The organism is Agromyces sp. H66, assembly GCF_004959775.1.
Taxonomy (GTDB): Bacteria; Actinomycetota; Actinomycetes; order Actinomycetales; family Microbacteriaceae; genus Agromyces.
On sequence record NZ_SJZG01000003.1, the window covers coordinates 15,349 to 37,103 of the forward strand.

Genomic DNA, 21,755 nt, shown 5'->3' on the forward strand with positions numbered 1-21,755 from the left:
CCGGCGTCACTCGTAGCGCAGCGACTCCACCGGGTCGGCCCGGGCCGCCCGCACCGCGGGCAGCGTGCCCGCGAGGAACGCGACGCCCATCACCAGCACGATGATCACGACGATCGACACCGGGTCGAACGCGATGAGCGTCAGCCCCGGCAGGTCGGCGAGGAGCCGTCCGCCGAGCACCGAGCTGATCGCGCTGCCGACGACCATGCCGAGGCCGGCACCGATCGCGCTACCGAGGAATCCGATGAAGACGGCCTCCAGGCTGAACAGGCCGAACACCTTGCCGCTGCCCATGCCCATCGCCTTCATGAGCCCGATCTCGCGGGTGCGCTCCTGCACCGACATGAGCAGCGTGTTCACGATGCCGAAGCTCGCGGCGAGCAGGGCGATGATCGCGAACGCGTTGAGCACGAGCACGATGCCGTCGATGACGCTCTTGAACGCCCCGAGCCGCTCGGCGACGGTCGTCGAGTCGTAGCCGGCATCGTCGAGACGGTCCTGCAGGGCGGTGATCTCATCGGCAGTCGATGCCGGATCGAACCACACGGTCGCCTGGCTGTAGATGTCGCGCTGGCTCGCGTCGAGTCCCGTCGACTGCGCCGCGAAGAGCGCGTCGTTGAGCGCCTCGTTCGGCACCGCGGAGCTCGTCGTGCCGAGACTCGCCTCGGCGACGCCGACGACCGTGGCCTCGAGCTCGTGCCGCGTGCGCTCCGCATCGGTCACGGCGAGCGTGACCGGTTCGTCGATCGCGGCATCCGCATCGTCGAAGCCGAGCACGTCGAGGTAGGCGTCGGGGATGACGACCTCGTAGCCGGATGCCGCGGCGTCGGGTTGCTCGCCGGCGGCGAGCTGCAGCCGCATCCCGCTCACGAAGCCGCCGATGCCGATCTCGTACTCGGTGCCGCCCTCATGGGCGATGGAGTCGACGTCGACGCTCTTCACGGGCTGCACCCGCACGACCCCGTCGATCCCCGCGAGGTCGTCGAGTTCGGCCGGGCCGATCGGCGCGACGACGTTCGTCGTGCCGGGAGGGCCCTCGCGTTCGCTGACGATCGCGTCGGGGTCGTACTCGCGCGGGCCGTCGGAGTCATCCGTCGCGTTCTCGGCGACCTTGGTCACGGTCATGACGTCGTCGGCGCCCATCGCGGCGACCGTGTCGTCGATGTAGCGGTTGATGCCCGTGCCGAGGCCGTTCGTGATCGTCAGGGTGAACGCGCCGACGAAGATCGCGAGGATCGTCAGGATCGTGCGCGTCTTGGAGCGGAACGTGTTGCCGGCCGCGGCGCCGACGAGGTCGGCGGGCCTCATGCCGCACGCTCCGCTGCGGTCGCCGCCGCCTCTGGCTCTGAGGCCGACTCTGCGTCTGCGCTCTTCGTGGCCGTCGGGTTCTCGATGACGTCGACGATGAGTCCGTCGCGGATGTGGACGCGGCGATCGCACCGCTCGGCGAGCTCCTCGTCGTGAGTGACGATGATGAGCGTGATGCCGTGCTCGCGGTTCAGGTCGAAGAGGATGTCCTCGACCACCGCGCCCGTGGCGGTGTCGAGGTTGCCGGTGGGCTCGTCGGCGAAGATCACGCGCGGCCGGTTCACGAGGGCGCGGGCGATGACCGTGCGCTGCTTCTGCCCGCCCGAGAGGTTCACCGCCTTGTTCTTCGCCTTGTCGCCGAGTTCGAGCTGCTCGAGCGACTCGAGGGCGCGACGCCGGCGCTCGGCCCGGCCGACCCCGGCGATCTTCAGCGGCAGCATGACGTTCTCGAGCACGGAGGCGTTCGGCGTGAGGAAGAACTGCTGGAAGACGAACCCGAAGGTCTGGTTGCGAGCGCGGTTCAGCGCCGCACCGCTGAGCGCGCGAGTGTCGGTGCCGGCGAGTTCGACCGTGCCGTCGGTGGGCTGGTCGAGCAGGGCAAGGACGTGCATGAGCGTCGACTTGCCCGAGCCGCTCTTGCCGACGATCGCGATGCTCTCGCCCTCGCGGATGTCGAGGCTCACCGCCTTCAGCGCGTCGAATCGGTTGGCGCCGCGGCCGTACGACTTGCGTACGTCTCGAGCAGAGAGGATCGGGGCGGTCATCGTGTGGTGTGCTCCTGTCGTGGCGAGGTCTGGTTCCAGCCTCGTCGGGAGGCGCGCCCGGCACATCCATCCAACGGATACACCTCGACTACTGCGAGCGGGGTACGGGCGAGCGGGTGGGGCGCCCGGCGCCCCACCCGCATCGCGCCGTGGCTACGCGGCGACCTCCTCGCGAGCCGCGGCGCCGGCGTCCGGAGCCGGGGCCGCCGGACGTCGGAGGAACGCGGCCGTCACGAGCGCACCGACGGCGGCGATCGCGCCGGCACCGAGGAACGCGGCGGGGTAGCCGGATGTCGCGGCCGCGACATCCGTGCCGCCCTGCGAGACTGCGGCGGCGACCGCCGTCATCGCGGCCAGGCCCACGGCCGAGCCGATCTGGTAGCTCGTGTTCACGAGGCCGGATGCCACGCCGGTCTCCTCGGGGCGGGCGGCGCCGATCGCGGTGCCGAGCGAGGGGACGAAGGCGACCGCCATGCCGAGCGCCGCCACGAGCGAGGCGGGCAGCACATCGACGAGGTAGGTGCCGTCGGGACGTGCGACGCCGAGCCAGGTGAGGCCCACCGTGAGCAGCACGAAGCCCGTGACGATGAGCGGCTTCGCGCCGAATCGTGCAAGGAGGCGTGGTGCCGCGAGCGTCATGCCGACCACGATGAGCGCGGTCATCGGCAGCAGCGCCGCGCCCGAGGCGAACGCGCCGGCGCCGAGGACGTTCTGGAGGTAGAGGTTCAGGAAGAACCACATGGGCACCCACGCGGCGCCGAGGAGGAGTTGCGCGAGATTCGCGGCCCCGAGCTGCGATGCGCGGAAGATGCCGAGCCGAAGGAGCGGCTGGCGGCTGCGCGCCTGGATCGCGAAGAACCCGATGAGCAACGCCGCACCGGCGGCGAGGGCGACGAGCGTCTCGACCGAGGCCCAACCGGCTTCGGGGGCGCGCACGACCCCGTAGACGACGGCGGCGAGGCCGAGCGTCGCGGTGACGGCGCCACCGAGGTCCACCCGGCCCCGGCCGGCCCGGACTCGCGGCAGGGCGAGCGGGGTGAGCGCGATGACGACGAGGGCGATCGGCACGGTGACGTAGAACACCCAGGGCCAGCTCGCGTACTCGGTGAGCACGCCGCCGAGGAAGACGCCCGCGGTGCCGCCGATGGGGGCGGCCGCGCCGTACACGGCGAACGCCTTCGGGAGTTCGGGTGTGCCGCCGAACAGGGTCATCAGCAGCGTGAGCGCAGCCGGGGCGATGAGCGCCGCGCCCGCGCCCTGCACGGCCCGGCCGGCGATCTCGACGGCCGCATTGCCGGCCGCGCCCGCGAGGACGGAGCCGAGGAGCAGTGTCACCCAGCCGACGATGAACACGCGCCGGGCGCCGAACACGTCGGACAGGCGGCCGCCCAGGAGCAGGAGCCCGCCGAACGCGACGACGTACGCGTTGAAGACCCACGACAACGACTCGGGGGTGAAGCCGAGGGCCGCCTGAATGTCGGGGAGGGCCACGCCGATGATCGAGGTGTCCATGATCACGACGAACTGGGCGGCGGCGATCAGGGCGAGCCCGAGCCACCGGCGGCGCGCCGGCGGACTGACGGATGAGGTGGACATGTGCAGTGCTCCTTGTCTCGAGTTGTGTGACTCGAGGAGAGCAACCTAATACCCCATAGGGGTATTTCAGCCTGCGTGCGTTCGGCAGGCATTCGTGCTTCGCTGGCAGGAATCCGTCGGTCGGCGCCCGCCGACGAGCCTTCTCATTTCATGAGCCGCTCCACCTCGGCACTCCGGCACCGCGGCATCTCGGCACTCCGGTACTCCGGCACTTCGGTACTCCGGCATCTCGGCACTCCGGTACTCCGGCACCGCGGCACTCCGGCACTTCGGTACTCCGGCACCGCGGCGCCGCGGCACTCCGGCACCTCGGCACTCCGGCACCGCGGCGCCGCGGCACTTCGGCACTCCGACACCGCGGCACTCCGGCACCTCGGCACTCCGGCACCGGGTTCGAGAAGGGGAACATGCTTCGGCGGGGTTGATGGGTCACCGCGTCGCCAGGGCGAGCACGCTGTCAAGCCCATGTCGGCCGCCGACCCCCCGTGTGATCGTGGTCACGATCGAAGAGACGGCAGGAGACGACGATGACCGACGCATCCGACCGCGACAGCGACGACGTCACGAACGGCACCCCGCGAAGCGAGGGCGTCACGGAGGACAGGGGCGGCCTCGGAAACCAGGGCACCATCCCAAGCGAGCCCGGTAGCGTGGGCGTCGGCGCGGGCGAACCGACGACGTTCGAACCGGAGGAGGACCCCGAAGCCGCGGCGAACCGCGATCCCGACGCGCCCGACGCCGACGACGCCTGACCGCAACGCGGCAGCCGACCCGCAACGCGGCCGCCCAGCGCCGGTCGAGCGCGGGCACCGGCCGAGCGCCGATCCCGCCGGACCCCGATGCGACGTCAGGTCCGGGGCGGCGCCGCCCACCACGGGCCCGCCGCGTCGAGCGCGTCGACGTCGGCACGGTCGCCGAGGAGCTCCCAGCGCTGCAGCGAGATCGGCACGTTGCCGTTCCGCCACACGAAGTCGTGGAAGTCGCGCAGCGAGAACTCGGCACCGTCGAGCTGCGCGGCGAGCGCGGCATCCGTCAGCATGCGCTGCACCTCGAGCTTGCCCACGTGGTAGGCCATCGCGAGGCCGGGGGTCGCCACGTAGTATGCCGTCTCCTCGGTGGCGGTCTCGACGTCCATCGGCACCATCCGCACGAAGAAGTCGACGGCGTCGTGCAACGAGAACTCGCCGGTGGCGAGGCTCACGTCCACCACGACGCGCAGCGCCCGCAGCCGAACGAAGTTGTACACGATCGTCTGCGAGTGCGGCGCATCGTCGAAGAGCCCGGCCGTGAGCATGAGCTCCTCGTTGTAGTGGGCGATGCCCTCGTTGGCCACCGAGTCGATGAAGTGGCGGCGCATCGGGTTCGGGTGCGCCCACGACAACGCGAGTTGCTGGGCGTGCGCGCCCTCGTGGATGATGCCGAGCCGCGGGTCGCGCGCGGCGGCCGCGTCGAAGTAGGGCAGGTCGGGCGAGGGATCTGGCAGGTACGACGTCGCGTCCTCGCCGACGCGGCGGATGCTCGTGAGGTCGTCGGTGACGCCGAGGAATTCCACGGGCTCGAGGTACGCCGGCGTCGCGGCGAACCGGTAGCGACGCAGCGAGGCCGGCTGACTCAGCAGACCCGCGCGCTCGTAGAGCGCACGCACCTGCGTCTCGCCGGCCTCCTCGGCGGCGATCTCGGCCTCGACGTCGACCGCGAGCGGCGCCTCGGGCAGGGCGCGGTGGCGGGCGCGCGAGACGGTCTCGGCGACGACGCTGCGCCGGTGGTCCTGCAGCGCGGCGCGCACGAGTTCCTCGGGTTCGGCCGTGACCAGCGCGACGTGCCGCAGGTACCAGACGAAGGCGTCGCGTCCGACGATCACGTCGGGCCCGAGCCGGTCGGCGGATGCCTCGAGCCAGCCGCGATAGCGCTCGAGCGCGTCGCTCGCCGCGGGCCTGGCCTCGGCGAGCGAACGGGCGGTCACCCCGTGCAGCACCGGGGCGAGCGCGGCCACCGATGTGGCCAGCCGGGCGCCGATGTCGCCGAGCTCGGCGGCCGCCACGCGGGCGAGCGTCGCGACGCCCGCGCGTTCGAGGTTCGCGATCGCCTGGTCGACTGCCGCCGGGATCGCCTCGAGCACGCGCACGAGGTCGGACTGCCGCGACGCCGCGAACGGCGGCGGCGCGAGCAGCAGGTCGAACCACGGCCCGAGGATCTGCGACGTGAGGAACACGGCGTCGCGCTCCCAGTTGCGCAGCACGTCGAGCTCCCAGTGCACGCGCGCGAGTGCCGCCCCGAGCAGCCGGTGGTCCACCTGCGCGGCGACGGGCAGGGCATCGAGCCCGGCCCCCTCGAGGGCGCGCCAGCGCTCGGCGAACCCCGAAAGCCCGAGGCGGAACTCGTCGACCGCCGCCGGATCGAAGCGCGGCACCCAGCCTGCGGGGCGCTCGACGCGTGGGATGTCGTCGGACGTGCGGAACGAGGTGGCGTCACGCCACTCCCAGAACTCCGTGCCGAGCCGGGCGAGGTCAGTGGCGAGCGACGTCATGCCCGCAACGCTAGCCCCGCCCACCGTCGACGCGGCCCGGCACACGGAAGATGCCGCGGGCCCCCCAGCCCGCGGCATCCGTTCGCTGCGCCCGGCGTCAGCTCGACGCGGTCGAGCCGGCCGACGCGGTGTCGCCGGCCGTCACCTCCTTCTCGACGTGCGGCGCGCTCTGCACGGCGACCTTGCGCGGCTTGGCCTTCTCGCTCACCGGGATGACCACGCTCAGCACGCCGTTGTCGTAGTGCGCGCTGATCGCCGAGGTGTCGAGGCCGTCGCCCAGGGTGAGCTGGCGCAGGAACGACCCGCTCGGGCGCTCGTGCGCGAGCCACTGCACGTCGGAGTCGGAGCGCAGCGTGCGCTCCGCCCGGATCGTGAGCAGCTGCCCGTCGACATCGACGTCGATCGAACCCGGGTCGACACCCGGCAGGTCGGCCGAGAGCACGTAGTGGTCGCCGTCACGATGCAGGTCGATCGGCATCATGCGCGGTGCCTGACGAGTGTCGAGCAGACCCTGCGCGAGGCGGTCGAGATCGCGGAACGGGTCCCAGTACATGGCCATGGCTTCTCCTCCTTCATGCTGCCGCATTTCGCGGCGTGTCCCAGAGTTGAGTCCATCCGACTCAAGTAACTTCAGATTAGCACTCTCGCACGGAGAGTGCCAAGTCCCTCGAGCGAGATTCCACCCGTCCCCGAGCGAGATTCCACGCGACCCTTGCGCCGACCTTCCGGGCCGCGTTGACTGGAGCGATGCGCGTCGTCATCGCCGGAGGCCACGGCAAGATCGCCCTCATGCTCGAGCGCCTGCTCGCCGAGTCCGGGCACGAGCCCATCGCCATCATCCGCAATCCCGAACACCGCGACGATGTCGACGCCACGGGCGCCGCAGCGGTCGTGCTCGACCTCGAGGGGGCTTCCGTCGACGAGGTCGGCCAGGTACTGAAGAACGCGGATGCCGCGGTGTTCGCGGCCGGGGCCGGCCCCGGGAGCACCCGCGAACGCAAGTTCACGGTCGACCGCGACGCGGCGATCCTCCTCGCCGACGCGGCCGAGGCCGCCGGGGTCCCCCGCCTCGTGGTGATCTCGTCCACGGGCGCCGACCAGTTCGATCCGGCATCCGACGACATCTTCCAGCTCTACCTGCGCGCCAAGAGCGAAGCGGATGCCTCGGTGCGCTCGCGCGACCTCGACTGGACCATCATTCGTCCCGGTCGGCTCACCGACGACCCCGGCACCGGCCTCGTGCGAGCGGGCTCCGCCCTCGAGAGCGGCACGATCCCCCGCGCGGATGTCGCGGCGACGATCGCCTCCGTGCTCGAGACCGGCGCGGCATCCCGCACCCAGTTCGAACTCGTCTCGGGCGACGACCCGATCGCCGAGGCGCTCGCCGCCCTCCGCTGATCGCGGACCCGAGCCCACACCGCACGCGGCGCCCGCACGCGACATCCGCGCGCGGCACGCCGCACGCGTGCACGCGGCTAGCCTGAGCACATGCGCATCACGGCCACGTTCCGCGCGACCAGGCGAGTGCCGCTCCTGCAGGTGCTGAAGTCGGCCGTCGCGACCATCGCCGCGTGGCTCGTGGCGGGCTGGCTCGTGCAGGGCCAGCTGCCGGTGTTCGCCGCGATCGCGGCGCTCCTCGTGGTGCAGCCGAGCGTGAACCAGTCGTTCGGCAAGGCCGTCGAGCGCTCGGTCGGCGTGATCCTCGGCGTGCTCGTGGCCACCGGGCTCTCGCTCGCGTTCGGCCAGAGCACGTGGATCATCCTCATCGCCATCGTCGTCGCGATGCTCGTGGCGTGGGCCCTGAAGATGACGCCGCCCACGTCGAACCAGGTCGCGATCAGCGCCATGCTCGTCCTCGCGCTCGGCGCGTCCTCGCCGGAGTACGCGCTCGACCGGGTGATCGAGACGCTCATCGGCGCGGCGATCGGCATCATCGTGAACGCGCTCATCGTGCCGCCCGTGGCGGTGGCGCCGGCACGGGAGCAGCTCGCCCGGCTCGGCGGCGAGCTCGCGGCATCCGTCGACCGTCTCGCCGACGCGCTCGAGGAGGCGCGATCCCGGGCCGACCTCGAGGCGCTCATGATCGAGGCGCGGTTGCTGCGGCCGATGCGGGATGCCGCGGACGCCGCCATCGTCGCGGGCGAGGAGTCGCTCACGCTGAATCCCCGCCGGTCGGCGCACCGTGACGAGCTGGGGCAGCTGCGCGAGCTCCTCACCAAGCTCAGCCCGATCGTGACGCAGGTCATCGGCATGACGCGCGCGTTCGCCGACCACTACGACGAGACCCTGCACGATGAGATGACCGTGCGCGCCATCGCCGAGCAGCTGCACCGGGTGGCGCACGACGTGCGGCTCGCGGCCCGCGTCGCCGAACCCGAACCCGAACCGCTCACCTCCGAGACGCCGGCGCTCACGTCGGCGCTCGTCATCGCGCCGCCGAAGTCGGGGCACTGGATCCTCGTGGGGTCGCTCATGGAGGACCTGCGGCGCATCCGAGAGGAACTCGGCGCGGAGTGACCGGCGCGGGGCATCCGTTGCCTAGGCTGGCAGCGCGACACGACCGGGAACCACGAGTCGACGGCAGGTGCGATGATGACGACGCAGGCGACAGAGCCCACGGCGAGCGGTGACCTCGCCCGACAGATCACGGTGGCGGTGAGCGCCGTGGCAGCGGTGGTGGGAGCCTTCATCGGTTCGGGTGCGGCGGGCGGCACGCCGATCCAGGATGCCGCGGGCGGCGCGCTCGCGGCCGATGCGACCCTCATCGCGCCCGGCGGGCCGGCGTTCGCCATCTGGTCGGTCATCTACCTCGGGTTGCTCGCCTACGCGGTGTGGCAGTTCCTTCCCGGGCAGCGCGCGGACGAGCGGCACCGGCGGGTCGGATACCCGATCGCCGCGTCGCTCGTGCTCAACGCGGCGTGGATCCTCAGCATCCAGTTCGACCTGCTGTGGTTGAGCGTTCCCGTCATCGTCGTGCTGCTCCTCGTGCTCGTGTACGCCTTCGGGCAGTGCCTCGCGTACCCGCCGAAGAACGTCGTCGACGCGATCGTGACCGACGGCACCGTGGGCCTCTACCTCGGCTGGGTGATCGTCGCGACGGCGGCGAACGTGACGGCCGCGCTCGTCGCGGCGGGATTCGACGGCTGGGGGATCCCACCGGCGACGTGGGCCGTCGGCGTGGTGGCCGTGGCGGGGCTCGTCGGCGGGGCCCTCGCGGTGTGGGACCACGGCCGCATCGCGCCGACGCTGTCGCTCTGCTGGGGTCTCGCGTGGATCGCGATCGCACGGCTGACGGATGCCCCGTCGTCGGCCGTCACGGGCATCGCGGCGATCGTCGCCGTGGTCGCCGTGCTCGTGGCGACGGTCACGGCGCGGGTGGCGGCGGAACTGCGGCGACGACGCACGACGCACCGCCCGCCCGCTGCGCCGGCGGCCTAGTCGACGAGCCTGACCTCCTTCCAGAACGCGACGTTTCGTCGCAGTGCACCCCGGCCCAGGCCATGCCTTCCAGTGTGCGCTGGCACCCGAGTCGAGGTCTGTGTGCTGGATCGCAGACGACTCGCCCGGGCGCGACGTACCTTCGGTGCTCCGGTTCTCTCACCGGTCTCGGCCACCCGGCGGGCACACCGACCGGCCTGGCAAACCAACTGAAAGGTCTCTCCAATGAACGAGTCGAACAAGGTTGCCGTCGTCATCTACGAGCCGCTGCCCGGGAACACCTCCAAGGTGTACCGCGGTCTCAAGACCGCTCTCGAGTTCACGGCTGCGGGCGATGACGTCGTCGTGGTGTTCGACGGTTCGGGCGTCGAGACGCTCGCCGCGATCAGCGACCCCGCCAGCCCGATGCACCCGCTCGCCACCGCTCTCCGTGACAACGTGCACGGCGCATGCTCGTTCTGCGCGTCGAGCCACAAGGTGAAAGACCAACTCGTCGCCGCCGGATGGCCGCTGCTCGCCGAGACGAACGGTGAGGCCAGCATTCGCAACCTGGTCGCAGCCGGCCGCCAGATCCTGTCGTTCTAGGTGTACGCGGGGATCCTGCCGAGGCAGGGTCCCCACTCCTCCGCCACCTCCGCTGCTGCGCCGAGCGACCGTTTCCCCCGCCGACACGGTCGATTCCGCCACCCCGCCACCCCGGCACTTCGGCACTTCGGCACTTCGGCACCGCGGCACTTCGGCACTTCGGCACTTCGGCACTTCGGCACCGCGGCACTTCGGCACTTCGGCACTTCGGCACTTCGGCACCTCGGCACCCCGGCACCCCGGCACTTCGGCACTTCGGCACCTCGGCACCTCGGCACCTCGGCACCTCGGCACCGCGCCATCGCAGCACTTCGGCACTTCGGCACTTCGGCACTGTTGCACCCCGGCACCCCGGCACCGCGGCACGGCGGCACCGACTCCTCGAACGAAACAGTGCCTTCGGCGTGAGGCGTCCTCGGCACGGGCGACGCCGGCGTGACGTGTCCTCGACAGGGCACAGTGGTCGGGACCCCTCCACAGCCGTGATCACCCCGCACCGCCAAACGTCCCGACCGAATACCGTGAGCGCGTCGCCGCACGGCGCGGCCACGTCGGGAACAGGAGTCGCCATGCGCGAGCGCAGCGTGAAGATCGATCCGTCGACCGGCCGACTGATCGCCGACCTCGCGCATTTCCTCGGTCGCACGAAGAAGTCGGTGCTGCACGACGCGGTCCTCGCCTTCACCGAAGTGCACGAGAACACCATCACCCGGGGCGCCGCCGAATCGACCGAGCGCGCGGCGGGGACATCCGGTTCGCTGGAGGGGGCGCGGCTGCTGGCCGCCGCCGCGGGCGACGTCATGACGCTGCCCCTGCGCGATCGCGTCACGGTTCTCCGCCGCCGGCTTCTCGAGGTGCTCCGCCGGCACGACGCACGCAACCCGCGCATGGTCGGCGACCTCGCCAAGGGCATCGACACCGACATCCTCGAACTCCTCGTGGAGCGCGACCTGTTCTCCGACCGATGGAACCTCCTGGAGTGCATCCATGAGGCCCAACTCCTGCTCGGTGCCACCGTGCACCTGCACGATTCGACGGCGTTGGGCCTCATCGCATCCGACCGGCTCGAACGACTCGAGCGCGAAGCCGTTCCCCTCTGACGCGCCGGCGAACCGCCGGTCGATCGTTCGACACGGCGAACGTATCGGCGCCCGCGCCCGGATGGCTATCGTCGAAGCGGAAGGGGGCGCGGATGTCGCACACGAGCGCTCGCAGCGGTGCCGGAGCACACCCAGCGGGATTCGACTTCTTCGGAGCCGGTGAACTGCCCGCGCCGAACCTCTCCGCCGCAGAGGTCGCCGAGATCGTGCGAGAGCGCTGGGGGATCGACGTCGCGCTTCAACCGCTCGGCAGCCAGCAGGACCAGAACTTCCTGGCCCACGACGGCGGCTCACCCGTCGGCGTCGTCAAGATCACCAACCCGGCCTTCACCGCGACCGAGCTGGCGGCACAGGAACAGGCCGCGGACCGCATCGCCGCGAGCGCGCCCGACCTGCGCATCGCCACCACGACGACGGATGCCGCGGGCAGCCCACGCCACATCGTCGCCGACACCAGCGACGGGCCGCGAAGCATCCGCCTCATCCGGTACCTGCCGGGCGGCACCCTCAGCGGCAGCGCCCACCTCGCCCCGCGCGCCGTCGCACGCATGGGAGTACTCGCCGCGCGGACGAGCCTGGCCCTCGCCGGGTTCGAGCACGACGGCCTCGAGCGCGTGCTCCAGTGGGATCCTCGTCACGCCGACCGGGTCGTCGCGTTGCTCGCGCCGCACCATCCCGATCCCGCCAGGCGCAGGCAGGTGACGGATGCCGCAGCCGCCGCTTGGGCACGGCTCGCTGTCGTCGCCCCCGACCTGCCGCTGCAGGCCGTGCACCTCGACCTCACCGACGACAACATCGTCTGCACGACCGACCGCGGGATCCGCACGCCAGACGGCATCATCGACTTCGGCGACGTGACGCGCAGTTGGGCCGTCGCCGAGCTCGCGATCACGATCTCCTCGATACTGCACCACGCGGGCGCCGAGCCCGCCTCGGTGCTGCCCGCCGTGCGCGCCTTCCACGATCGCCGGCCACTGGCGCCGGCCGAGATCGCCGCGATCTGGCCCCTCGTGGTGCTGCGCGGCGCGGTGCTCGTCGTCAGCGGCGAGCACCAGGTTCAGCTCGACGGCGGCGCGAACGCGTACGCGGCGAGCGGCATCGAACGCGAGTGGCGCATCTTCGAGCAGGCCGTCTCGGTGCCGGTCGACGTCATGACGACGCTCATCGCAGCCGAGTTGGGCGGGGATGCCGCGGGGCCGACAGCCGCGTCTCGAAACGCGTCCCTCAGGCAGCTCGCGCCAGACCTCGACCCCGCCGGCGTCGCTCGACTCGACGTGTCGATCACCTCCGACGCGGTCGACGCCGGCGCCTGGCTCGACCCTCGTCTCGACGACGACCTCGCCCGGGCCGCCATCGACGGATGGGCCGACGCCGCCCTGCTGCCCTGGGGCACACCGCGACTCACGGCGAGCCTCCCGCACGCGCCGACGTCGACGGCGACCGTCCCGACCGGCGTCGACGTCTGGTTCACCGACTCGCAGGTGCTTGCGAGCCCCGGCGACGGAGAGATCCTCCACATCGGCGGAGATCGGCTCATGCTCGCCCTCGACGCCGGCCTCCGGCTCGAGCTCGACGGCGAGCTCGGCGACCCGGGCGACCCCGGCGACCCCGGCGACCCGGCCACCCTCGGCGACCCCGGCGACCCCGGCGACCCCGGCGACCCCGGCGACCCGGCCACCCTCGCGCCCGGGGCGCGGGTCGCCGCGGGCGACGTGCTCGGCGTCGCGGCATCCGGTTCCCGCATCCGGATCCGCCTCGTCAACGCGGACGCCCCGCCCGTGCCCCACCTGGTGCGCCCCGAGTACGCCGCCGGCTGGCTGGCGCTCACCGTCGACCCCGCCCCGATGCTCGGCCTCGAGGCCGACGTGCAGCCCGAGGCATCCGGCATCCTCGCCGACCCCGCGCGCGACGCCGCCGCGCTCCTCGCGCGCCGCGAACGCGCGTTCGCCGAGGTGCAGGAGCACTACTACGACGCTCCGCCGCGCATCGAGCGCGGCTGGCGCGAACACCTCATCGGCACCGACGGGCGCGTCTACCTCGACATGGTGAACAACGTCACCCCGCTGGGGCACGGCCACCCGAAGCTCGCCGCCGCCGTGGCGAAGCAGTTGCGCACGCTCAACACCAACTCGCGCTTCAACTACGGCGCCGTCGTCGAGTTCTCCGAGCGGCTCGCCGCGCTCCTTCCCGATCCGCTCGACACGGTGTTCCTCGTCAACTCGGGGTCCGAGGCCACCGATCTCGCGATCCGCATCGCGCTCGCCGCGACCGGCCGCCGCGACGTCGTGTCACTCCTCGAGGCGTACCACGGCTGGACCTACGCGTCCGACGCGGTCAGCACCTCGACCGCCGACAACCCGAACGCGCTCGCCACCCGTCCCGACTGGGTGCACGCGCTCGATGCGCCGAACCCCTTCCGCGGCATCCATCGGGGGTCGGATGCCACGCGCTACGCGCCCGAGGCCGCCGAGCGCATCCGCCGCCTCGCCGCCGACGGCCGGCCTGCCGCGGCCTTCATCGCCGAGACCTTCTTCGGCAACGCCGGCGGCATCCCGCTGCCCGACGGGTACCTCGCCGAGGTCTACGCGGCCGTGCGCGAGGTGGGCGGCCTCGCGATCGCCGACGAGGTGCAGGCCGGATACGGGCGCCTCGGCCACTGGTTCTGGGGCTTCGAGCAGCAGGGCGTCGTGCCCGACATCGTCGCCGTGGCGAAGGCGGTCGGCAACGGGTACCCGCTCGGCGCCGTCATCACGACCCGGGAGATCGCCGCCCGGTACCGCACGCAGGGCTACTTCTTCTCATCGACGGGCGGCAGCCCCGCCTCCAGCGTCGCCGGACTCGCGGTGCTCGACGCCTTCCGAGAGGAGCGGCTGCAGGAGAACGCCGCCGAGACCGGCGCGTACCTCGCGCACCGTCTCGAGGAGCTGGCCACGCGGCATCCGCTCATCGGCGCCGTGCACGGCCTCGGGCTCTACCTCGGCGTCGAGTTCGTGCGCGATCGCGCGACCCTCGAACCCGCCACGGAGGAGACCGCCGCGATCTGCGACCGGTTACTGGAGCTCGGCGTCGTCATGCAGCCGACGGGCGACCACCAGAACGTGCTGAAGACCAAGCCGCCGCTGTGCCTCGCGCGCGAATCGGCCGATTTCTTCGTCGACATGCTCGACCGGGTGCTCGACGAGGGCTGGTAGCCCGTCGCGTCCGGATCGAACCAGATCAAACGAACGATGGAGGCGGGATCGGCATCGGCAGCCTAAGCTGGCGCAACGATCCTGATGGATCCTCGAGGTCTGCGGGTCCGTGAAGGGTGGCCCACAGCCTTCGCGGACCCGCTCCGAACACCCGTCGCACCGGGGGGCGCGATGGGAACCCGTCGCCGGTTCCTCGGTGGCGGATTGCCGCGTGGGGGCGCGGCAATGGGGGCCGGTGCATCTCGGGTGCCCGGCCCCCCTTCTCCCACCGGGCGTCGGCCCCCGTACGCGGAGCGCCGCCCGAACGCCGGCGCTCCTAGACTGGGCCCGTGCTCACCGCCGTCATCCCGGTCGCGATCGTCCCGGCGTTCCTCATCCTCGGACTCGGGATCGTGGCGCGCGCCGTCGCCGCGCAGCACGTGACCGGGCGCATCGCGCAGTACGCACCCGAGCGGGGGTCCACGGTGCTGCGCGACGCGCTGCTCGCGAACGCCGACCGGCGGGCGGCATCCGCGGCCCTCATCGACCTCGCGGTGAAGCGCAAGGTGCGCCTCCTCGCGGGCGGCCGCTCGAAGCGCGAGCCCATCGGCGTCGAGCTCGTGAGCGGCGCCACGCTCAGCCCCGAGGAGATCGACCTGCTCGACGCCCTCTTCGGCCCCGAGCACACGCACGGCCGGGTGCGGCGGTTCTCGGCCGACCGCCGCGCACTCGCGGGGCGACTTCGCAGCGTGGTCTCCGACACCGAGCACGCACTCGCCCGCGACGGCCTCATCGCCGAACGCCGCACGACGTGGCCGGGCATGACCCTCACGGTGCTCGCCTACCTCGGCATGCTCGTCGAGGCGCTCCTCATCGTCATGGCGCTGGTCAACGCCGATGTGCCCGCCCTGAGCGCCACGATCCTCGCCGTCGCCGCGACCATCGCGACGATCATCGTCACGCCGCCGTCGTGGCGCCGATTCCTTCCCGCCGCCCGCCCGCGGCGGGAGCACCTCGACGGACTCCGCCAGTACCTCACGTCGGCCGAGGCCGACCGCCTGCGCGTGCTCCAGTCGCCGAGCGGCGCCGACCTGCACGAGTCGGATGTCGCGGCCGACGGCTCGGGGCCCGAGTTCGCATCGGGGCCGCTCGCCCGGTTCCACCTGCACGAGCGGCTGCTGCCGTACGCGGTGCTGTTCGGGCTCGAACGCGAGTGGATGGCGCGTCTCGAGCTCGAGCACGACGCGCTCGAACGCAGCAACCTCGACACGCTCGCCGACGCCATCGACGTCACGGCCGAGGTCGCGCGGGCCCTCGAGGCCGCGGGCGGCGCGGTCGAACTCGTCGCCGCGGTCGGGGACCTGGTCGACGCGGGCGGTACCGTGCTCGAGGGCGTCGGCAACCTCTTCGAGGCGCTCAACGCATGAACGACGCGGAGCGGGAGGCGCACGGGCGGGCGCGTGCCGACGAGCAGCGCATCGCGATCGACGTCGACGGCGCCCCGGTCTCGGGGGTCTACGCCCGCCCGGCGGATGCCTCGGCCACGATCGTCGTCGCACACGGAGCCGGCGCGGGCATGGAGCATCCGTTCATGTCGGGCTTCACCCGGGCGATGGACGCGCTCGGCTTCGCGACCCTCCGCTTCGACTTCCCGTACCGGGAGGCGGGGCGCCGCTTCCCCGACCGCCCGCCCGTCGCCATCGCGGCCTGGCGTGCGGCGATGGATGCCGCGACCGCGCGTGCGGCGGCGGCGGGCTCGCCCGACGAGCCGATCTGGGCCTCGGGCAAGTCGTTCGGCGGACGCATGGCGTCGATGGCGGTCGCCGAGGGGATGCCGGCGGCGGGTCTCGTATTCCTGGGATACCCCTTGCACCCGCCGGGCAAGCCCGAGAAGGCCCGCGACGAACACCTCGCGGGGATCACGGTGCCGATGCTCTTCCTGCAGGGGCGCAACGATCCGTTCGCGATCCCGAACGAGCAGCTCGACGAGGTCGTGGCGCGCATCGGATCGACGGCGACGCTGCACTGGGTCGAGAACGCGAACCACTCGTTCGAGGTGAAGGGCGCGAAGCGTCCGGCCGCCGAGGTCGGGGCGGGGCTCGCGGAGCCGGTGGCGGCGTTCCTCGCGGCGCACCCGCCCGCCGCGGGTTGAGGGGGCCGCGGCGCCCGAACATTACGGTCCGAGGAACTCCCCGCCGTCGGCCCGGAGACCCGTGAACCCGGCGCGTAGCCTGAGGAGATGACCGCAGCGACCGACCGCGCTCGACGATGGATGCTGCCCGCGACGGCGGGCGTGGCATCCGTCGCCTTCGGGGCCGGTGTCGGCGAACTCGCCGCCGCCATGTTCGCACCCGAGTCGAGCCCGTTCGTCGTCGTCGGGTCGCTGCTCATCGACCTCGCGCCGCCGTGGGCGAAGGATGCCGCGATCGCCCTCTTCGGCACCGCCGACAAGGCCGCGTTGCTCGTGGGCATCGGCATCGTGCTGCTCGCGGTCGCGGGCGCCGCAGGCGTGCTCGAGGCGCGCCGCCCGCCGTTCGGACGGCTGCTCTTCGGGGTCCTCGGCCTCGTCGGAGCGCTCGCCGCCGCCACCCGCGCGAACGCGCCGATGCTCGCCATCGCACCTTCGGCGGTGGCGGCGATCGCCGCCGTGCTGGCCCTGCAGTTCCTGGTGCGTCGATTGCCCGTGACGCCCGCGATGCCCGTGACGCCCGTGACGCGTCGCAGGACGGATGCCGCGACACGCGGGGCGGGCACCGGCGCGTCACCCGAATCGCCCTTCGATTCGGGGAATGCACCCGCGGACGCGGGCGCCGACGCGCCCCACGCCGTCGACCGCCGCCGCTTCCTCGGCTGGGCGGGCGGAGCGGTCGCGGTCGGCGCCGTCGCCGCCCTGGGCGGATACGTGCTGCAGGCGGGATCGCGCGCCGTCACCGCGATTCGCGACACGATCGCCCTTCCCCGGCCGACGGCCACCGCCCCCGTGCCCGCCGCGGCCGAGCTCGGCATCGACGGCCTCGCACCGGTGATCACGCCGAACGCGCAGTTCTACCGCATCGACACGGCGCTGGCCGTGCCCGCGGTCGAACCGTCCGACTGGAGTCTCCGCATCCACGGCATGGTCGAGCGCGACGTCACGATCACCTGGGACGAGCTCCTCGCCCTCCCCCTCGAGGAGAGCGTGACCACCCTCGCGTGCGTGTCGAACGAGGTCGGGGGCGGCCTCATCGGCAACGCGGTCTGGCTCGGATACCCGATCCGCGAGCTGCTGGCCCGCGCGGTGCCGAGCGCCGACGCCGACATGGTGCTGTCGCGGAGCGTCGACGGCTTCACGGCGTCGACGCCGCTCGCCGTGCTCGAGGACGATCGGAACGCCATCCTCGCGGTCGGCATGAACGGCGAGCCGCTGCCCGCCGAGCACGGCTTCCCGGTGCGGATGGTGGTGCCCGGACTGTTCGGGTACGTGTCGGCCACGAAGTGGGTGGTCGACCTCGAGGTCTCCCGCTTCGACCGGGCGACCGCCTTCTGGACCGATCGCGGGTGGAGCGAGCGCGGGCCGATCAAGCTGTCGTCGCGCATCGACGTACCGCGCAGCGGACAGTCGCTCACGGCCGGTCCGGTCACGGTCGCGGGCGTGGCGTGGCACCAGCACGTCGGCATCGAGCGCGTCGAGGTGCAGGTCGACGACGGTCCGTGGCAGCCCGCCACCCTCGCCACGGCGATCTCGATCGACACCTGGGTGCAGTGGCGCTACGAGTGGGACGCGACCTCCGGCACCCACACGCTACGGGTGCGAGCGGTGAACGCCGACGGCGAGGTGCAGACGGCCGAGGTGCAGGGGGTCGTGCCCGACGGCGCCACGGGCCTGCACGAGCGGTCCGTCGAGGTGCGCTGAGGGGATGCCGCGGCGGGACCTTCGACCCACGCCACGCGCTCAGCCGACGGGCACACTGGGCGGGTCGAGGAGGTAACCGTCATGACCGCGTACCCGCCCGCAGACCCAAACCGGCCGCCCGCCGCTCCGGCACCGGCCCAGCAGACCGCTCCGTCGCCGCGATCCTTCATCGCGACGTGGATGTTCGCGTGGCTCCTCGGATGGCTCGGCGTCGACCGCTTCTACCTTGGCAAGATCGGCACCGGCATCCTGAAGCTCATCACGATCGGCGGCTTCGGAATCTGGTGGCTGATCGACCTCATCCTCACGCTCGCCGGCGTGCAGCGCGACAAGGAGGGGCGGCTGCTGCCCGACTACGAGCAGCACAAGATGATCGCCTGGATCATCACCGCGGCCGGCTTCGGACTCTGGCTCATCACCAGCGCGATCTCGAGCGCCTTCACCGGGTTCTGGGAGGGTGTCGGCCCGATGATGCCGTGGTGGCAGTGGCAGGACTGGCAGAACTGGCGGGTCGACTGAGCCGACCGGCAGGCGTCACCGGAGCCGCGGCGTGCGCGGCGGCTCCGAGCGTCGCGCACCGGTCGCCTCGAACGCGGCGGCGAGCGTGAGCAGGGCCGTGTCGTCGTAGGCACGTCCGGCGAACGTGAGGCCCACGGGCATCCCGATGTCCCGCATGGTGCCCATCGGCACCGTCACGGTCGGGATGCCGAGGTGCCGAGGCACGAGGTTGCCGTTCGCGACCCACACGCCGTTGCGCCAGCCGAGGTCGGCGGAGGCGGGGTTCACGTCCATGTCGGCCGGCCCGACGTCGGCGACCGCGGGGAAGACGACCGCGTCGAGGCCGAGCCCGTCCATCCACTCCTCGAGGTCGAGGCGGCGCGTCTCCTCGAGCCCGCGCAGTCCGTCCTCGAGCTCGGGCATGTCGTCCCACGTGGCATCCGGATTGCGCCTCACCCAGGCCGGATACTCCGCGATGTCGTCGTCGAAGCCCGTGTACCGGTCGGGCAGCGCGCCGGCGGGCTGCGGGAAGATGCGCGACCCGTCGACGTCGGCGAGCGTCGACAACGCCGGGTCGCCGTTGGCCTGCAGGAAGTCCTCCCACGCCCAGGCCGAGAGGTCGATGATCTCGCGCCGCAGGTACTCGGGGCTCACGAGTCCGCGTGTCGCGATGGTCGGAGCGCCGGGCCGGTCGCCCTCGTAGTTCGTCACGGCCGGGAAGTCGACCTCGATCACCTCGGCGCCCGCCGCCTCCAGGTCGCGCCGCGCGGCCTCCCAGAGTTCGATGACGGATGCTCGGGTGTCGATGCGCTGCCCGGTGGCTCCCCCGATGCCGGGGGTGCGTCCGGGCTCGGCGGTGCCCGCGTCGGGATCGGCGTTGACGTACATGCGCGGGATGCCAAACCGCCTCCCCGCGAGGGCGGCTCGGGCTGCCCGGGCCGCATCCCCCGGATCCGCGGTACCCCCGGGTTCGCCGCCGCCGGGCAGCAGCGCGACGTACGACGCCGGCCGCACGGCCGATGCGGCCGGGATCTCGACCCATGGCTGCACGCGCCAGAAGTCGCCGCGGGGATCGGGATCGTCGGCGACGATGACGTCGAGCACCTCGAGGAGGTCGCCCACGGTGCGGGTCTGCGGCACGACGACGTCCATCGTCGGCACGAGCGGCCAGTTGCCGCGCACCGAGATGACACCCCTCGAGGGGGTGTACGCACAGAGGGCGTTGTTCGACGCGGGCGCCCGGCCGCTCGACCAGGTCTCCTCGCCGAGGCCGAACGCCGCGAACGACGCCGCGGTCGCCGTGCCCGAGCCGTTCGACGAGCCCGAGCCGAAGGCGGCCGTGAGGTAGTCGGCGTTGTACGGGCTCTCGGCGCGGCCGTAGACGCCGCGCTGCATGCCGCCGTTCGCCATGGGCGGCATGTTCGTGAGGCCGATGAGCACGGCGCCGGCCGCGCGCAGGCGTTCGATCGTGAACGCGTCGCGCTGGGCGACGAGGTGCTCGAACGCGGGGGAGCCGGCCGCCGCGGTGAGGCCCCGGGCGAGGTAACTGTCCTTGGCGGTGTACGGGATCCCGTCGAGCGGGCCGAGGGTCTCGCCCCGCGCGCGGCGCTCGTCGGAGGCCCGCGCGTCGGCGATCGCGTCGGGATTGCGCACGACCACGGCGTTGAGGGCGGTCGGCGTGCCCGGCGCGTCGTACGCGTCGATCCGCGCGAGGTACGCCTCGACGAGCCCGACCGCCGTGGCACGGCCCTCTTCGAGCGCCCGTCGCAGGTCGGCGACGGATGCCTCGACCACGTCGAACGGCCCGCCCCCGCTCATCGCGCCACCTCCGGCTGCTGCTGCGTGATGCAGTGGATGCCGCCGCCGCGCGCCAGGATCGGCCGGGCGTCGACGGTCACGACCTCTCGCCCGGGGTAGGCGGCCGCGAGCAGGTCGCGCGCCGCGGCATCCGCTCGCTCGTCGCCGTAGCCGCACGCGATGACGCCGCCGTTCACGACCATGTGGTTCACGTAGTTCCAGTCGACGAAGCCCTCGTCGTCGCGCAGCTGCGCGGGGGCGGGCAGGTCGATGATCTCGAAGCGGCGGCCCGCGGCATCCGTCGCCTCCGACAGGAACGCGCGCAGTTCGCGCATCACGACGTGATCGGGGTGCTCGGGGTTCGGCTGCTCGTGCAGGAGCAGCGTGCCGGGCGAGGCGATCGTCGCGACCATGTCGACGTGGCCGCGCGTGCCGAGGTCCTCGTAGTCGCGGGTGAGGCCGCGCGGCAGCCAGACCACGTGCGTCGCCCCGATCGTGCGGGCGAGCTCGGCCTCGACGCGGGGTCGGTCGGCGTACGGGTTGCGTCCTGGGTCGAGCTGCACGGTCTCGGTGACCAGCACGGTGCCCTCGCCGTCGACGTGGATCGCTCCGCCCTCGTTCACGAGCATCGACGAGACGAGCTCGGCGCCCGCGGCCTCCGTCACGAACCGGCCGATCTCGCGGTCGTTCGCCCAGGTCGCCCACTTCGGCGCGCCCCAGCCGTTGAAGATCCAGTCGACGCCGCCGAGCGCGCCGGGCCGTGCGTCGTCGAGCACGAACGTCGGCCCCATGTCGCGCATCCAGTAGTCGTCGAGCGGCGCCTCGAGCTGCGCGATGTCGGCCGAGAGCATGCGCCGGGCCCGGTCGCGCTCGATCGGGTCGACGACCATCGTGACGGGCTCGAAGCGGGCGACGGCGTGGGCGACCGCGGCCCAGGCGGCGTACGCCTCCTCGGCCGACGCGGCGTCGTCGCCGAGCGTGAGGCCGGGGCGCGGGAACGCCATCCAGGTGCGCTCGTGCGGCGCGGTCTCTGCGGGCATGCGCCACGACATGCGGCCACCTCCTGTGGGGGTCACGGAT

General features: G+C 72.4%; 18 protein-coding genes. 11 read left to right on the forward strand and 7 right to left on the reverse strand.

Features of this window, described 5'->3' with window-relative positions; genetic code table 11:
• Window positions 1-6 precede the first annotated feature (6 nt).
• From EZM51_RS05895 to EZM51_RS05905, 3 genes are all read right to left on the reverse strand, one after another.
• Window positions 7-1,308 (reverse strand): ABC transporter permease, encoded by a 1,302-nt coding sequence (locus tag EZM51_RS05895; protein ID WP_136707334.1) that lies wholly within the window; start codon window positions 1,306-1,308, stop codon window positions 7-9.
• Window positions 1,305-2,072, reverse strand: coding sequence for an ABC transporter ATP-binding protein (locus EZM51_RS05900; protein WP_136707335.1), 768 nt, complete (start codon window positions 2,070-2,072; stop codon window positions 1,305-1,307). The genes EZM51_RS05895 and EZM51_RS05900 overlap by 4 nt, the downstream gene beginning before the upstream one ends.
• Before the next feature lie 153 nt (window positions 2,073-2,225).
• Window positions 2,226-3,668, reverse strand: coding sequence for an MFS transporter (locus tag EZM51_RS05905; RefSeq protein ID WP_136707336.1), 1,443 nt, complete (start codon window positions 3,666-3,668; stop codon window positions 2,226-2,228).
• A gap of 527 nt (window positions 3,669-4,195) precedes the next feature.
• Here EZM51_RS05905 and EZM51_RS05915 point away from each other — a divergent pair.
• A complete protein-coding gene (locus EZM51_RS05915; protein WP_136707338.1) occupies window positions 4,196-4,420 on the forward strand; it encodes a hypothetical protein in 225 nt (74 codons plus the stop codon).
• Between the two features lie 95 nt (window positions 4,421-4,515).
• Here EZM51_RS05915 and EZM51_RS05920 read toward each other — a convergent pair whose 3' ends face one another.
• Both EZM51_RS05920 and EZM51_RS05925 read right to left on the reverse strand, forming a co-directional pair.
• The gene (locus EZM51_RS05920; protein WP_169053803.1) at window positions 4,516-6,195 is read right to left on the reverse strand and encodes a DUF885 family protein; all 1,680 of its coding nucleotides are present in this window, start codon (window positions 6,193-6,195) and stop codon (window positions 4,516-4,518) included.
• A gap of 97 nt (window positions 6,196-6,292) precedes the next feature.
• The gene (locus EZM51_RS05925) at window positions 6,293-6,754 is read right to left on the reverse strand and encodes an Hsp20/alpha crystallin family protein (RefSeq protein ID WP_136707340.1); all 462 of its coding nucleotides are present in this window, start codon (window positions 6,752-6,754) and stop codon (window positions 6,293-6,295) included.
• Window positions 6,755-6,942: 188 nt separating this feature from the next.
• On the opposite strand from EZM51_RS05925, the gene EZM51_RS05930 reads away from it, so the two are divergent.
• The 10 genes from EZM51_RS05930 to EZM51_RS05980 all read left to right on the forward strand — a co-directional run bounded on the left by EZM51_RS05930 (window position 6,943) and on the right by EZM51_RS05980 (window position 18,899).
• Entirely contained in the window at window positions 6,943-7,593 is a 651-nt protein-coding gene (locus EZM51_RS05930; RefSeq protein ID WP_136707341.1) for an NAD(P)H-binding protein, read from the forward strand.
• 90 nt (window positions 7,594-7,683) lie between these two features.
• Window positions 7,684-8,712, forward strand: a complete 1,029-nt coding sequence (locus tag EZM51_RS05935; RefSeq protein WP_136707342.1) for an FUSC family protein — start codon at window positions 7,684-7,686, stop codon at window positions 8,710-8,712.
• A 72-nt stretch (window positions 8,713-8,784) separates the two neighbouring features.
• Window positions 8,785-9,633, forward strand: coding sequence for a tryptophan-rich sensory protein (locus tag EZM51_RS05940; RefSeq protein WP_136707343.1), 849 nt, complete (start codon window positions 8,785-8,787; stop codon window positions 9,631-9,633).
• Between the two features lie 225 nt (window positions 9,634-9,858).
• Window positions 9,859-10,218 (forward strand): DsrE family protein, encoded by a 360-nt coding sequence (locus tag EZM51_RS05945; RefSeq protein WP_136707344.1) that lies wholly within the window; start codon window positions 9,859-9,861, stop codon window positions 10,216-10,218.
• A gap of 569 nt (window positions 10,219-10,787) precedes the next feature.
• Entirely contained in the window at window positions 10,788-11,318 is a 531-nt protein-coding gene (locus tag EZM51_RS05955) for a hypothetical protein (protein WP_136707345.1), read from the forward strand.
• Window positions 11,319-11,410: 92 nt separating this feature from the next.
• A complete protein-coding gene (locus tag EZM51_RS05960; RefSeq protein ID WP_136707346.1) occupies window positions 11,411-14,509 on the forward strand; it encodes an aminotransferase family protein in 3,099 nt (1,032 codons plus the stop codon).
• A 329-nt stretch (window positions 14,510-14,838) separates the two neighbouring features.
• Window positions 14,839-15,915 carry a DUF2207 domain-containing protein gene (locus tag EZM51_RS05965; protein ID WP_136707347.1) on the forward strand — a complete coding sequence of 359 codons (1,077 nt, stop codon included), beginning with the start codon at window positions 14,839-14,841 and terminating at the stop codon, window positions 15,913-15,915.
• Window positions 15,912-16,640, forward strand: coding sequence for an alpha/beta family hydrolase (locus EZM51_RS05970; RefSeq protein ID WP_136707348.1), 729 nt, complete (start codon window positions 15,912-15,914; stop codon window positions 16,638-16,640). Before EZM51_RS05965 ends, EZM51_RS05970 begins: the two co-directional genes overlap by 4 nt.
• An 87-nt stretch (window positions 16,641-16,727) precedes the next feature.
• The gene (locus tag EZM51_RS05975; protein ID WP_248305495.1) at window positions 16,728-18,380 is read left to right on the forward strand and encodes a molybdopterin-dependent oxidoreductase; all 1,653 of its coding nucleotides are present in this window, start codon (window positions 16,728-16,730) and stop codon (window positions 18,378-18,380) included.
• 81 nt (window positions 18,381-18,461) lie between these two features.
• Window positions 18,462-18,899, forward strand: coding sequence for a TM2 domain-containing protein (locus tag EZM51_RS05980; protein ID WP_136707349.1), 438 nt, complete (start codon window positions 18,462-18,464; stop codon window positions 18,897-18,899).
• A gap of 15 nt (window positions 18,900-18,914) precedes the next feature.
• Here the strand turns inward: EZM51_RS05980 and EZM51_RS05985 are convergent, their stop codons facing one another.
• A complete protein-coding gene (locus EZM51_RS05985; protein ID WP_136707350.1) occupies window positions 18,915-20,696 on the reverse strand; it encodes an amidase in 1,782 nt (593 codons plus the stop codon).
• Window positions 20,693-21,727, reverse strand: a complete 1,035-nt coding sequence (locus EZM51_RS05990; RefSeq protein WP_136707351.1) for an agmatine deiminase family protein — start codon at window positions 21,725-21,727, stop codon at window positions 20,693-20,695. Before EZM51_RS05990 ends, EZM51_RS05985 begins: the two co-directional genes overlap by 4 nt.
• Window positions 21,728-21,755: the final 28 nt, after the last annotated feature.

Bases quoted from the DNA above. Each gene is read 5' to 3' on its own strand.
- EZM51_RS05895 (WP_136707334.1), bottom strand. From the start codon at position 1,308: ATGAGGCCCGCCGACCTCGTCGGCGCCGCGGCCGGCAACACGTTCCGC.
- EZM51_RS05900 (WP_136707335.1), bottom strand. From the start codon at position 2,072: ATGACCGCCCCGATCCTCTCTGCTCGAGACGTACGCAAGTCGTACGGC.
- EZM51_RS05905 (WP_136707336.1), bottom strand. From the start codon at position 3,668: ATGTCCACCTCATCCGTCAGTCCGCCGGCGCGCCGCCGGTGGCTCGGG.
- EZM51_RS05915 (WP_136707338.1), top strand. From the start codon at position 4,196: ATGACCGACGCATCCGACCGCGACAGCGACGACGTCACGAACGGCACC.
- EZM51_RS05920 (WP_169053803.1), bottom strand. From the start codon at position 6,195: ATGACGTCGCTCGCCACTGACCTCGCCCGGCTCGGCACGGAGTTCTGG.
- EZM51_RS05925 (WP_136707340.1), bottom strand. From the start codon at position 6,754: ATGGCCATGTACTGGGACCCGTTCCGCGATCTCGACCGCCTCGCGCAG.
- EZM51_RS05930 (WP_136707341.1), top strand. From the start codon at position 6,943: ATGCGCGTCGTCATCGCCGGAGGCCACGGCAAGATCGCCCTCATGCTC.
- EZM51_RS05935 (WP_136707342.1), top strand. From the start codon at position 7,684: ATGCGCATCACGGCCACGTTCCGCGCGACCAGGCGAGTGCCGCTCCTG.
- EZM51_RS05940 (WP_136707343.1), top strand. From the start codon at position 8,785: ATGATGACGACGCAGGCGACAGAGCCCACGGCGAGCGGTGACCTCGCC.
- EZM51_RS05945 (WP_136707344.1), top strand. From the start codon at position 9,859: ATGAACGAGTCGAACAAGGTTGCCGTCGTCATCTACGAGCCGCTGCCC.
- EZM51_RS05955 (WP_136707345.1), top strand. From the start codon at position 10,788: ATGCGCGAGCGCAGCGTGAAGATCGATCCGTCGACCGGCCGACTGATC.
- EZM51_RS05960 (WP_136707346.1), top strand. From the start codon at position 11,411: ATGTCGCACACGAGCGCTCGCAGCGGTGCCGGAGCACACCCAGCGGGA.
- EZM51_RS05970 (WP_136707348.1), top strand. From the start codon at position 15,912: ATGAACGACGCGGAGCGGGAGGCGCACGGGCGGGCGCGTGCCGACGAG.
- EZM51_RS05975 (WP_248305495.1), top strand. From the start codon at position 16,728: ATGACCGCAGCGACCGACCGCGCTCGACGATGGATGCTGCCCGCGACG.
- EZM51_RS05980 (WP_136707349.1), top strand. From the start codon at position 18,462: ATGACCGCGTACCCGCCCGCAGACCCAAACCGGCCGCCCGCCGCTCCG.
- EZM51_RS05985 (WP_136707350.1), bottom strand. From the start codon at position 20,696: ATGAGCGGGGGCGGGCCGTTCGACGTGGTCGAGGCATCCGTCGCCGAC.
- EZM51_RS05990 (WP_136707351.1), bottom strand. From the start codon at position 21,727: ATGTCGTGGCGCATGCCCGCAGAGACCGCGCCGCACGAGCGCACCTGG.